This window comes from Simplicispira hankyongi, assembly GCF_003570885.1.
In the GTDB taxonomy this organism is placed as follows: Bacteria; Pseudomonadota; Gammaproteobacteria; order Burkholderiales; family Burkholderiaceae_C; genus Simplicispira; species Simplicispira hankyongi.
In genome coordinates this window covers 844,729-857,728 of sequence record NZ_QXJC01000001.1, presented here as the reverse complement: position 1 = coordinate 857,728, position 13,000 = coordinate 844,729, and the positions used below count along the sequence as shown (strand labels likewise).

Annotated in this window: 11 protein-coding genes and 1 pseudogene; all 12 read left to right on the top strand. The window is 57.7% G+C overall.

The genetic code is table 11. The features are described 5' to 3' along the window. The first annotated feature begins 211 nt into the window (after positions 1-211). The 12 genes and pseudogenes from pqqB (at position 212) to D3F03_RS03785 (ending at position 12,867) form a co-directional block, all read left to right on the top strand. Positions 212-1,138 carry a pyrroloquinoline quinone biosynthesis protein PqqB gene (pqqB, locus tag D3F03_RS03840; RefSeq protein ID WP_119108000.1) on the top strand — a complete coding sequence of 309 codons (927 nt, stop codon included), beginning with the start codon at positions 212-214 and terminating at the stop codon, positions 1,136-1,138. Continuing rightward, positions 1,135-1,920 carry a pyrroloquinoline-quinone synthase PqqC gene (gene pqqC, locus D3F03_RS03835; RefSeq protein ID WP_119107999.1) on the top strand — a complete coding sequence of 262 codons (786 nt, stop codon included), beginning with the start codon at positions 1,135-1,137 and terminating at the stop codon, positions 1,918-1,920. Before pqqB ends, pqqC begins: the two co-directional genes overlap by 4 nt. Continuing rightward, positions 1,883-2,068 carry a pyrroloquinoline quinone precursor peptide PqqA gene (gene pqqA, locus D3F03_RS17565; protein ID WP_425453069.1) on the top strand — a complete coding sequence of 62 codons (186 nt, stop codon included), beginning with the start codon at positions 1,883-1,885 and terminating at the stop codon, positions 2,066-2,068. Before pqqC ends, pqqA begins: the two co-directional genes overlap by 38 nt. 59 nt (positions 2,069-2,127) lie before the next feature. Next, the gene (gene pqqD, locus D3F03_RS03825) at positions 2,128-2,412 is read left to right on the top strand and encodes a pyrroloquinoline quinone biosynthesis peptide chaperone PqqD (protein ID WP_119107998.1); all 285 of its coding nucleotides are present in this window, start codon (positions 2,128-2,130) and stop codon (positions 2,410-2,412) included. 381 nt (positions 2,413-2,793) lie between these two features. Beyond that, positions 2,794-2,910, top strand: a pseudogene (locus tag D3F03_RS17375) (IS30 family transposase); the annotation flags it as partial. A 112-nt stretch (positions 2,911-3,022) separates the two neighbouring features. Further along, a complete protein-coding gene (locus tag D3F03_RS03815) occupies positions 3,023-6,103 on the top strand; it encodes a type I restriction endonuclease subunit R (RefSeq protein ID WP_119107997.1) in 3,081 nt (1,026 codons plus the stop codon). Next, positions 6,093-7,373, top strand: coding sequence for a restriction endonuclease subunit S (locus tag D3F03_RS03810; RefSeq protein ID WP_119107996.1), 1,281 nt, complete (start codon positions 6,093-6,095; stop codon positions 7,371-7,373). Before D3F03_RS03815 ends, D3F03_RS03810 begins: the two co-directional genes overlap by 11 nt. Then, positions 7,370-8,560 (top strand): AAA family ATPase, encoded by a 1,191-nt coding sequence (locus D3F03_RS03805; protein WP_119107995.1) that lies wholly within the window; start codon positions 7,370-7,372, stop codon positions 8,558-8,560. The genes D3F03_RS03810 and D3F03_RS03805 overlap by 4 nt, the downstream gene beginning before the upstream one ends. After that, entirely contained in the window at positions 8,557-9,567 is a 1,011-nt protein-coding gene (locus tag D3F03_RS03800) for a virulence RhuM family protein (protein ID WP_119107994.1), read from the top strand. The genes D3F03_RS03805 and D3F03_RS03800 overlap by 4 nt, the downstream gene beginning before the upstream one ends. Positions 9,568-9,607: 40 nt before the next feature. Then, positions 9,608-10,213: a protein adenylyltransferase Fic gene (gene fic, locus D3F03_RS03795; protein ID WP_119107993.1), complete on the top strand. Its 606-nt coding sequence runs from the start codon at positions 9,608-9,610 to the stop codon at positions 10,211-10,213. Positions 10,214-10,216: 3 nt separating this feature from the next. Beyond that, positions 10,217-11,236 (top strand): UPF0149 family protein, encoded by a 1,020-nt coding sequence (locus tag D3F03_RS03790; RefSeq protein WP_147414706.1) that lies wholly within the window; start codon positions 10,217-10,219, stop codon positions 11,234-11,236. Positions 11,237-11,259: 23 nt separating this feature from the next. Continuing rightward, entirely contained in the window at positions 11,260-12,867 is a 1,608-nt protein-coding gene (locus tag D3F03_RS03785; RefSeq protein WP_119107992.1) for a type I restriction-modification system subunit M, read from the top strand. Positions 12,868-13,000: the final 133 nt, after the last annotated feature.

Sequence of the window (13,000 nt, the reverse complement as noted above, 5' to 3'; positions counted from 1 at the left end):
TGGCGCTTTCCCGGATCGACGCGAGGTTGGCGACCAAAGTGCCGCCGTGAAGAGAGAGTCCGGCCAACCGGGCACGAGGCTCCCAGGTGCGCCCCAGTGCGCCTGCACCCAAGTCGGAGGCAAGGGCGATGCCCCTGGCTCCAGAAAACCTTGACGGTGGTTTCACGAATCCCTGCATGCGGCGGCCGCAGCGCCGCCACACACTGGCGCCATGAAACTTCTGGTACTCGGATCGGCCGCCGGCGGCGGCTTCCCGCAATGGAACTGCAACTGCCGCAACTGCGACGGCGTGCGGCGCGGCAGCGTGCGCGCCCAGCCACGCACGCAGTCCTCGATTGCGGTCAGCAGCAACGGCAGCGACTGGGTGCTGTTCAACGCCTCACCCGACCTTTTGAGCCAGATCCGCGCCAACCCTTGTCTGCAACCGGGGCGTGCCCAGCGCGATACCGGCATCGCCGGGGTGGTGCTGATCGATGCCCAGGTGGACCACACCACCGGCCTCTTCATGTTGCGAGAAGGAAAGCCCCTCGACGTGTGGTGCACCGCGCAGGTGCACGAAGACCTCTCCACCGGCAACCCCGTCTTCAACGTGCTGTCGCACTTTTGCACGGTCCGCTGGCAAGCCTTGCAGGTGGAGCCACCGACGCCATTCACCGTGCCCGCCGTCAGCGGCCTGCGCTTCACACCCGTGCCGCTGGTCAGCAAGGCGCCGCCGTATTCGCTCTACCGCCAGCAATCGCGCCCCGGCGACAACATCGGCGTGCTGATCGAAGACACGGCGAGCGGGAAAAGAATTTTTTACGCCCCCGGCTTCGGCGCCATGGAGCCGCACCTGGAACCCTACCTTGCCGATGCCGATTGGGTGCTGCTCGACGGCACGTTCTGGACCGATGACGAAATGATCCGCCTCGGCCTGTCGACCCATACGGCGCGCGCCATCGGGCACCTGCCGCAATCGGGGCCGGGCGGCATGCTGGCGCTGCTGGCGCGCTTTGACAAGCCGCGCAAGGTGCTGATTCACATCAACAACACCAACCCGATCCTGGACGAAGACTCGCTGGAACACGCCGCGTTGAAGCGTGCTGGCGTCGAACTGGCCTGGGACGGCATGCGGATCGATACCGGAGACCAACCATGAACACACTGCAAGCCTGGAGCGACCAGGAATTCGAAGAGCGCCTGCGCGCGATGGGCGGGCGCTACCACATCCACCATCCGTTTCAGGTCATGATGCACCGGGGGCAACTGCAGCCGCAGCAGATTCAGGGCTGGGTGGCCAACCGCTACTACTACCAGATCAACATTCCGATCAAGGATGCGGCAATTCTGGCCAACTGCCCAGAGCGCGAAGTACGGCGCCACTGGGTGCAGCGCATCCTCGATCACGATGGCTGCCAGGGCGATGAGGGCGGTATCGAAGCCTGGATACGGCTTGGCGAAGCGGTGGGTTTGGCACGCGCGGACACCGTATCGCAGCGGCTGGTGCTGCCCGGCGTGCGCTTTGCCGTCGACGCCTACGTCAATTTCGCGCGCCAGCGGCCATGGCAGGAGGCGGCAGCGGCGTCACTGACCGAGCTGTTCGCCCCCGGCATCCACCAGTCGAGGCTGGAGTTCTGGCCACAGCACTACCCGTGGATCGAGCCGGATGGCTATGCGTACTTTCGGCGCCGCCTGAGCGAGGCCCCGCGCGATGTCTGCAATGGCCTGCGCATCACGCTCGGGCATTTCAATACGCGCGAATTGCAGCAACGCGCACTGGAGATTCTGCAGTTCAAGCTCGACATCCTGTGGGCCATGCTGGACACCATGATGCTGGCGTACTGCGACGTGCAGGTCAGCGGCTGGGGCCGCTACACACCGATGGAAAAAGACGGGGCAGTTCATGATTTTCATGAGCCGCTTTTCGCGAAATGCGGCTAGTGGGCGCAAGGCACGAAACCCACAATCCATTAAGGAACAGCATGTTGCCGTTCCGCTACCAAGGAGACTTGTCATGACCTGGGAAACCCCTGCTTACTGCGAAATCCGCCTCGGCTTTGAAGTCACTGCTTACGTCTACGTGCGCTAAGCGGTGTCCGGGCGAAGGCAGCAACCGCCTCCGCCCGGCGCCGCATTTACCGGGCCCTGATGATGGACACCACCGACAACCTTGGGCTTCAGCCGCGCCTCGCGCCGCACTACTTCTTCCGCTGGGAAGAGAGCCAGAACGCCTACATCCTGCTGTACCCGGAGGGGCTGATCAAACTCAACGATACGGCCGGCGAGATCATGAAGCGCTGCGATGGCCAAGCCAGCGTCCAGGGCATCATCCAGGACTTGGAGAAAGTCTTTCCCGATGCCAACGCCGACATCGCCGCCGGTGTTCAAGCCTTCGTCAATGTCGCCAGGACCAAGGGCTGGCTGCGGGCCTGACACGGTGGCTGCCATTTCGGCGCACACGATCAACGTGGCACAAGCCTGATTTCTTGCGGCGCAATGAAGGGCAGGGCAGGGCAGGGCAAGGGCCGTACCCACAGACCGTGATGGCTGCCGGCGATGGGCCGAAGGCTACGCTCTCGGCCTTTGGCCACTTGATTCAGGTGGCGGCGCCAGCTTGAATTTCAAGTGAAATAGGGCTCTAGCGCTTATGCAGCAAGCGCTGGTAGCTATTGAATTGGAAGTGACGGGGCTGTGGGGAATGGCGCCGCCGTTTTGGGCTTTTGTCTTGTGCAGAGGGGAAGACGGGTTTCGGCGGCGGATTCAACCGGTCGATGCAACACACTAACCACCGGCTAGGCGGAAGGAGTGTTGCGGATGAAGCAGCGACCAAGAATCTACGATTCAGATACTCAGAAGGCGCTGATGTGGGAGCGCTGGAAACAAGGCTGGACGCTGCATGAGATCGGCAAGCTCTTTGATCGGGCCCACTCGCCCCACAATTGATGCATTCAGGACGGCGTACTGCATAGGGCAACGGTCACAATCTATACCAACCCGCCCCCGCATTGCCTTCCGGTCTATGGCCAACGCACGTTCCTCCCCCATGCCTTCATCCAAGTCAATCTACGATCTGCCATCAGGAGCCCCGAGCCCCGCCGTCAAAGAAGAGCAGATCGAATACGGCTTCATCGGCAAGCTCCAAAACCTCAAGTACGAATACCGCCCCGATATCCGCGACCGCGCCGCGCTGGAGCGCAACTTTCGCGAGAAGTTCGAGGCCCTGAACCGCGTGCACCTGACCGATGGCGAATTTGCCCGCCTGCTGGACGAAATCGTCACCCCCGACGTCTTCACCGCCGCCAAAACCCTGCGCAGCATCAATGCCTTCACGCGCGAAGACGGCACGCCGCTGAACTACACCCTGGTCAACATCAAAGACTGGTGCAAGAACACCTTTGAGGTCGTCAACCAGCTGCGCATCAACACCGACTACAGCCACCACCGGTACGACGTGCTCATCCTCATCAACGGCGTGCCGTGCGTGCAGGTGGAGCTCAAAACCCTGGGCATCAACCCCCGCCGGGCCATGGAGCAGATCGTTGACTACAAAAACGACCCCGGCAACGGCTACACCAAAACGCTGCTGAGCTTTTTGCAGCTCTTCATCGTCAGCAACCGCACCAGCACCTACTACTTCGCCAACAACAACGCCCGGCACTTTGCGTTCAATGCAGACGAGCGGTTTTTGCCCATCTACCAGTTTGCCGACGAGGCCAACCACAAGATCACCCAGCTCGACGAGTTTGCCGACAACTTCTTGGGCAAGTGCACCCTGGGCCAGACCATCAGCCGCTACATGGTGCTGGTGGCATCAGAGCAAAAGCTGCTGATGATGCGGCCCTACCAGGTCTATGCCGTCAAGCACATCGTCGAGTGCATTCACCAAAACAGCGGCAACGGCTACATCTGGCACACCACGGGCAGCGGCAAAACGCTCACGTCCTTCAAGGCGTCCACCCTGCTTAAAGACAACCCTGATATTGAGAAATGCCTCTTTGTGGTGGACCGCAAAGACCTGGACCGCCAGACCCGCGAGGAATTCAACCGCTTTCAAGAAGGCTGCGTCGAAGAAAACACCAATACCGCCACCCTGGTGCGCCGCCTGCTGTCGGATGACTACGCCGACAAGGTCATCGTCACCACCATCCAAAAGCTGGGCCTGGCGCTGGATGAGAACAGCAAGCGCAACAAGCAGCAAAAGAAAGACGGCAAGGCCACCTACAAAGAGCAACTGGCACCGCTGGCCAATAAGCGCATCGTCTTTATCTTTGACGAATGCCACCGCTCGCAGTTTGGTGACAACCACCAGGCCATCAAAGAGTTCTTCCCCAAGGCGCAACTGTTCGGCTTTACCGGCACGCCCATTTTTGAAGCCAACTCCAGCCGCACGCAGATTGAGGACGAGCAGGCTTCCATGAAGACCACGGAAGACCTGTTCCAAAAACAACTGCACGCCTACACCATCACCCACGCCATTGAAGACGCCAACGTGCTGCGCTTCCATGTGGACTACTACAAGCCTGAGGGTAAAAATCCACCCAAGCCCGGCGAGGCCCTGGCCAAAAAGGCCGTCATCGAAGCCATACTGGCCAAGCACGACACCGCCACTGCCCACCGCCGCTTCAACGCCGTGCTGGCCACCGCCAGCATCAACGACGCCATTGAATACCACCGCCTGTTTGACGAGATTCAACAAGCCAAACAAGCGGCAGACCCCGCCTTTGTGCCGCTCAACATCGCCTGCGTGTTCTCGCCCCCGGCAGAGGGTGATGCCGATGTGCGGCAAATTCAAGAAGACCTGCCCCAAGAAAAAGCAGACAACCAGGTGGACCCCGAAGGCAAAAAAGCCGCCCTCAAAGCCATTTTGGCCCGCTACAACACCCGCTACGACACAAACCACAGCATCGGCGAGTTCGACCTGTACTACCAAGACGTACAAAAGCGCATCAAAGACCACCAGTGGCCCAATGCGGATTACCCGGCGGCCAAAAAAATCGACATCACCATCGTGGTGGACATGCTGCTCACCGGGTTTGACAGCAAATACCTCAACACCCTGTACGTGGACAAGAACCTCAAGCACCACGGCTTGATACAGGCGTTCTCTCGCACAAACCGCGTGCTCAACGGCACCAAGCCCTACGGCAATATCCTGGACTTTCGACAACAGCAAGCCAATGTGGACGCCGCCATTGCCCTGTTCTCCGGCGAAAAAACGGGCGAACAAGCACGGGAGATTTGGCTGGTAGACAAAGCGCCGGTGGTCATCCAAAAGCTGGACGCCGCTGTGCAAAAACTGGCCGACTTCATGCAAAGCCAGGGCCTGGCCTGCACGCCCGAGGCCGTGCACAGCCTGAAGGGCGACGATGCACGCGCCGCCTTTATCCAAAACTTCAAAGAAGTGCAGCGCCTGAAAACCCAGCTCGACCAATACACCGACCTCACTGCAGACAACACAGTAGCCATCGAACACATCCTGCCCGCCGAGCGACTGCAAGCCTTTCGCGGTGCCTACCTGGAAACCGCCCAGCGCCTCAAAGCGCAACAAGCCCAGCACGACCAAAGCGGCACGGAGCAGGGCGGTGCATCCGATGAGGTGGACCAGCTCGACTTTGAATTCGTGCTGTTTGCCAGCAGCGTGATCGACTACGACTACATCATGGGCCTCATGTCCCGCTATTCACAGCAGGGGCTGCAAGGCGGCGGCAAGCAAAAGATGACCAAGGAGGAGCTGCTGGGCTTGATCTTGTCCGACGCCAAATTCATGAACGAGCGCGAAGACATCGCCGCCTACATCCACACCCTGAAGGTAGGCGAGGGCCTGAGCGAGGCCGCCATCCGCGAGGGCTACACGAAGTTCAAGAAGGAAAAAGACAGCGCCGAGCTTGCCGACATCGCCGCCCGCCACCAACTGGCCCCCGCTGCGCTGCAAGCCTTTGTGGACGGTATCTTGCAGCGCATGATTTTTGATGGTGAGGCGCTCAGTGATTTGATGGCCCCGCTGGACTTGGGCTGGAAGGCGCGGGCGCAGGCAGAAACGGCGTTGATGAAAGAGTTGGTGCCCTTGCTGCAAAAGCGTGCGCAGGGGCGGGAGATTTCGGGGCTGAGTGCGTATGAGCAATAAGCAAACAAAACCGCTGATGCCTAAGCTGCGATTTCCTGATTTTTTAGCGGCTGAGGGGTGGCGGGTAGTGCCTCTGAGTCAATTGGCAAGGCGCACCAAGAAGAAAAACCGCGATCAAAAAATTACCCGCGTATTAACTAACTCTGCCGAGTTTGGAGTGGTAGATCAACGGGACTTCTTTGATAAAGACATTGCTATACAAGGAAACCTCGAAAGCTATTTCATCGTTGAGATCGGGAGTTATGTTTATAACCCACGCATTTCTACAACGGCACCCGTCGGTCCGATTTCGAAAAATAAAATCGAAACGGGCGTCATGTCGCCGTTGTATACCGTATTCAAGTTCGAAAACGATAGCAACGAGTTTTATGAGCATTACTTTAAGACGACAGGCTGGCACACCTATATTCGGCAGGCATCCAGCACAGGCGCACGGCATGATCGAATGGCCATTTCAAGTGACGACTTCATGGCAATGCCTTTGCCCGTGTCGTCACCTGCCGAACAACAAAAAATCGCCGACTGCCTGAGTTCCTTGGACGAGCTGATCGCCGCGCAAGCGCGCAAATTTGATGCGCTCAAGACCCATAAAAAAGGGCTGATGCAGCAGCTTTTCCCCCGTGAAGGCGAAACCCAACCGCGTTTGAGGTTTGCTGAGTTTCGGGATGCGGGGGAGTGGGAGGAGACAACTCTTGGAGCATATTTCGACCCTATCCGAAATGGTTTTGTCGGCACAGCGACCCCGTATTACACGACGAGCGAAGGTGTCCGATACTTGCAAGGCCGGAATATTAAGCAGGGGATGATTGATGCCGACAACCTCATTTTTATTACCAATGACTTCCACAACCGGCAACGCAAGTCACATCTCAAGACAGGTGATATCTTGATGGTTCAATCAGGACATGTCGGAGAGTGTGCAGTCGTTGGTCCTGATTTCGATGGCGCCAATTGCCACGCATTAGTCATTCTTACTCCGAGGAAGAAGCTAAGTTCTGAATTTTTTGGGCAGTATTTTTATGCGCCAATCGGAAAATTAGCCATATTCCAGATTACGACCGGAAACACTATTAAACACATTCTGGCGAGTGAACTAAAGACTCTGCCTATACATGTTCCAAGTTTGGCTGAGCAACAACGCATAGCCGACTGCCTCACCGCCCTCAACACCCTCATCACCACCGCCTCTCAAGAACTCGAAATCCTCAAGACTCACAAAAAAGGGCTGATGCAGAAGCTTTTCCCTCCGCCAGAGGTGGTTGAGGCATGAGCGAGAAACCGAAGATTCATCGCTTCACCAGCCTGAGGGGGCTTGCAACTAGATTGCGCGATGACCTCAACAGCGGCAATCAAGAGTTTGTGCTGCTCTACGCCTACAACGGCACGGGTAAAACTCGGCTGTCCATGGAGTTCAAGGATGCGGGTAAGCGCAAAAACAAGGGCCAGCCAGACACGTTGTATTTCAACGCTTTTACCGAAGACTTGTTCTCTTGGGACAACGACTTGGAGGAAGACAAAGAGCGGCGGCTACATATCAATGCAGATTCAAAATTCTTCAAGGGACTGAAGGATTTGGCGTTGGACGAGCGGATTGGCTACTACCTGGGCCGCTACGCCGATTTTCTTTTCGATATTGATTACGACCAGTGGTCCATCAGCTTCCGCAAAAGTGACGATGAGCGCCATATCAAGGTATCTCGTGGTGAGGAGAATATCTTCATCTGGTGCCTGTTCATCGCCATTTGCGAGCGGGTGATTGACGGGCTGGAAGCCTATGCGTGGGTGAAGTACCTCTACATTGACGACCCGATCACCTCGCTGGACGACAACAACGCGATTGCAGTCGCCAGCGATTTGGCCAAGCTGCTGCGCAAGGCCAAAAGCAGAACCCGACAAGATGCCGTGGCGGTTGATGGCCCTGCGGGTGCGGAGAACGCACCACGCTCGGTGCCCGCGCCCATCAAAGCCGTAGTGTCTTCCCACCATTCGCTCTTCTTTAACGTGGTGTGCAATGAGCTGAAGAAGGACGCGCACAAAAAATACCTGTTGCAGCGGCCTGAACGCGGCACGGTGTACACGCTGCGTGCGACGGACGACACACCGTTTTTCCACCATGTGTCCATGTTGGCCGAACTGCAAAAGGCCGCCCAAAGCGGCAAGCTCTATACCTACCACTTCAATATGCTGCGTAGCATTTTGGAGAAGACGGCCACCTTTTTTGGGCGGGATGATTTCTCGACCTGCATCCACGGGCTGGACGATGCGGATTTGTTCTCCCGCGCGCTCAATTTGCTGAGCCATGGAAAGTACGACATTTACCAGCCTTCGGAGATGGTGGACGACAACAAGAAGCTGTTCAAAGAAATTCTCCAAGCATTTCTGGGGCGCTATGAGTTTGCGCTGCCAGAGATGTTTGGACAGCCCGCCCACAGAGCTGCCGTGCCCCAGATGCCATGAATAATTTGATTCTTTACACCACAGATGATGGCAAGAGCCAGATTCAACTGCGCGCCAAAGATCAAACCGTCTGGCTATCCCAGCGGGAAATGGCCGAGCTGTTCGATGTCAGTGCGGACAACGTCGGGCTGCACCTCAAGAACATTTATGAAGATGGCGAACTGAGTCGGGAGGCAACTGCCGAGGAATCCTCGGTAGTTCAAACCGAGGGCACGCGCCAGGTGCAGCGGCCCGTCACGCTTTATAACCTCGACGCCATCCTGGCCGTGGGCTACCGCGTGCGCTCGCCGCGTGGCGTGCAGTTCCGCCGCTGGGCGTCCACGGTGCTCAAGGAGTACCTGGTCAAGGGCTTTGTGATGGACGACGAGCGGCTGAAGAATCCGGATGGCCGCCCGGACTACTTTGACGAGATGCTGGCGCGCATCCGGGACATTCGGGCCTCGGAAAAGCGCTTCTATCAAAAGGTGCGCGACCTGTTTGCCCTGGCTGCAGACTACGACAAGACGGATGAGGCCACGCAGACCTTTTTTGCCACGGTGCAAAACCTGCTGTTGTATGCGGTAACGCAAAAGACGGCGGCAGAACTCATCGTGAGCCGCGCCAACCCTGCCGACCCGCATTTCGGCCTGCTGACCTGGAAGGGCACCCAGGTGCGTAAGCAGGACATTCTGGTGGCCAAAAACTACCTGACCGAAGACGAAGTGGACACCCTGAACCGGCTGGTGGTGATCTTCTTGGAAACCGCAGAGCTGCGCGCCAAGCGGCAAACCATCACCAGCATGGGCTTTTGGCGCGAGAACGTGGGGCAGATCATCGTCGCCAACGGCTTTCCACTGCTAAGCGGGGCAGGCATGGTAAGCCACGCCCGCATGGAGCAAAAGCTGGAGCCGCTGTATCTGGACTTTGACCAACGCCGCAAGGCTGAGGAAGCCCGCGCAGCGGACGCGCAGGATGAAGCCGATTTGAAGGCACTGGAAAACACCCTCAAGAATCGCTCTAAACCATGACGCTTCACACCCGATCAACTTCTAACGCAAAGGTCACACCATGGTCTTAGGCAACAAACTGCAGCTGACAAGCCAGGTTGAACTCAACCGGGCAGAAGAAAAACTGAGCAAGCAAAAGGCCAAGCAGTTGTTTGAAAGCGGTGATATCGACCACGTGGAAGTGGGCACCTTTGCCGGGCTGGCGTATATCCATGCGTATCTGTTTGGTGAGGTGTATGCGTTTGCGGGGCAAGTGCGTGACGTCAATTTGGCAAAGGGCAATTTTCGGTTTGCCCCGGTCATGTATTTGCAGCAGGCGCTGGCGCATATCAGCGCCATGCCGCAGCTGAATTTTGATCAGATCATTGAAAAATACGTGGAAATGAATGTGGCCCATCCCTTCAGAGAGGGCAACGGACGCGCAACGCGCATCTGGCTGGACTTGATACTGAAGAAGGAACTCCAGCAGGTCATTGATTGGAACGCAGTGGACAAGGCGGAGTATTTGTCGGCCATGGAGCGTAGCGTGGTCAAGGATTTGGAAATCAAACACCTGCTCAAAAATGCATTGACCGACAAGATAAACGACCGCGAGCTGTACATGAAAGGCATCGACGTGAGCTACTACTACGAAGGCTATAGCGAGTACCGGGTCGAGGATTTGTGAACCATGGCGGAAGACATTGAAATCATTTACTCCCCGCTGCAGCAAACCTACCGCGCCGACGGGCATACGCTGAGCATCCAGATTTACCGCAGCCCTGACAGCGCCTGGATTCTGGAGGTGGTGGACGGGCACGGTACGTCCACGGTTTGGGACGACCCGTTTGAAACCGACAAGGCGGCGCTGGAGGCGGCCTTTTTGGCGATTGAAGAAGAAGGAATCGCGAGCTTCGTGACCCAGGCTCAGCAAGCGGCCAAGGCTGCGGCGCCAGAGTTGCTGCGCAAGCTGGAGCAGTCGGTGCTTGGCGGTAAGTACAACATGATGATTGGGCCTCTGTCTGAAGCAGAGCTGGATGAGCTAGACCAGTTTTTGCTCTACCTGGATGAAGAAGAGAGCATGACCTTGGATACGCTCGACGGCTTTCTGCATGCCATTGCCATTGGGCCGGAAACGGTAATGCCGAGCCGTTGGTTGCCCAAGGTCTGGGGGCAGGCTGACGGCGGCATGGTGCTTCCCGGTGTGGACGCCGACCAAATGGAGCGCGTGCTGAGTCTGGTGATGCGCCACTTCAACAGCATCGTCTTCGGCTTTGGGCAGCGCCCGCCGTTTGTGGAGCCGCTGTGGGGAACGACGCAATATGGGGAGTTGGGGGAGTTTGAGGACCCAGAGATGTGGGCCTATGGTTTTTCTGAGGGCGTCAACCTCAACCGCACGGCGTGGCAAGCGCTGTTGAATGACCCACAAGGCAAGCAGTGGTATCGCCCTATCGGTTTGCTGGGCGAAGATGACTTTTCACCCGATAAAGACGCGCTGACGCGTACCCCTGAGCAACGCCAAGCCCTTGCGGGGGAGATTGCGCACAGCGTGCAGCAAATTCATGCGTTTTGGCTTCCACTGCGGCACGCCGTGGCAGGGCGCCAGCAGGCACAACGCATGAGCATCAAATTGGGCCGCAACGAGCCCTGCCCCTGCGGCAGTGGCAAGAAGTTCAAAAAATGCTGTGGTGCGCCGTCTGAGCTGCACTGAGCCTTCTGCACACAAACAACAACATGACTGAACAAAGCCAAAAGAAACTGGGCAATACCCTGTGGGCGATTGCCGACCAACTGCGCGGGGCGATGGACGCGGACGATTTCCGCGACTACATGCTGTCGTTCCTGTTTTTGCGCTACCTGTCGGACAACTACGAGGCTGCAGCAAAGAAGGAGTTGGGCAGCGACTACCCGACCCAGATTGACAGCTCCGTATCGACACCCTTGCAGCTTTGGTACGAGGGCAACCTGGACGATGTGCCCGAATTTGAAAAGCAGATGCGCCGCAAGGTGCATTACGTGATTGAGCCGCAGCACCTGTGGAGCAGCATTGCCAACATGGCCCGAACGCAAGATGCCGAGTTGCTGCACACCTTGCAAACGGGTTTCAAATACATCGAAACCGAATCGTTTCAGAGCACGTTTCAGGGCTTGTTCTCCGAGATTGACTTGGCCTCGCCCAAGCTGGGCAAAAACTACACGGAGCGCAATGCCAAACTGTGCTCCATCATCCAGAAGATCGCCGATGGGCTGGCGGAGTTCTCCAAGGAGATGGATGCGCTGGGCGATGCGTATGAGTACCTGATTGGCCAGTTTGCGGCGGGCTCGGGCAAGAAGGCGGGCGAGTTTTACACGCCGCAGCAAATCTCGGACATCCTCTCTACCATCGTGACGCTGGACAGCCAGGAGCCGCGCACGGGCGCGCGGCAACGGCTGGACAGCGTGATGGACTTTGCCTGTGGCTCGGGTTCGCTGCTGCTGAACGTGCGCAAGCGCATGGGGCCGCATGGCATTGGCAAGATTTACGGGCAAGAGAAAAACATCACCACCTACAACCTGGCGCGCATGAACATGCTGCTGCACGGGGTGAAGGACACGGAGTTTGAAATCTTCCACGGCGACACGCTGACCAACGACTGGGACATGCTGCGCGAGCTGAACCCGGCCAAGAAGCCTGCGTTTGATGCCATCGTGGCCAACCCGCCGTTCAGCTACCGCTGGGAGCCCAACGAGGCCATGGCGGACGATGTGCGCTTCAAAAGCCACGGCCTCGCGCCCAAGTCGGCGGCAGACTTCGCCTTTTTGCTGCATGGCTTTCACTTCCTGAAGGACGAAGGCGTGATGGCCATCATCCTGCCGCATGGGGTGTTGTTCCGGGGTGGGGCGGAAGAGCGCATTCGCAAGAAGCTATTGTTGGACGGCCACATCGACACGGTGATTGGTTTGCCGTCCAACTTGTTCTATTCCACGGGCATTCCGGTCTGCATCCTGGTGCTGAAAAAGTGCAAGAAGCCGGACGATGTCCTGTTCATCAACGCGGCCGAGCATTTTGCCAAGGGCAAGCGCCAGAACCAGCTGACGGATGAGCACATTGCCAAGATCATCAAGACCTACCAGTACCGCGAGGAAGAAGCACGCTACTCACGCCGGGTGGAAATGGCCGAGATCGAGAAGAACGACTTCAACCTGAATATCTCGCGCTACATCAGCACGGCAGTGGGCGAGGCCGAGATTGACCTTGCTGCCACCCACCGTGAGTTGCTGGAGATCGAAAAAGCGATTGCAGCTGCGAAGGACAAGCACAACGCTTTCCTGAGAGAACTGGATTTGAAGCCGTTACCATAGCTGACAGACCGCAACCGCTGCAATGAGTCACCGCCTTACCGACGCAGAATAGCTCCAGCGGGTCGAATCCAGCCCCACAGCCGATTGACGGACAGGCCTCGTTCATCGCCAGACTTCTGGATGACACCGTTTC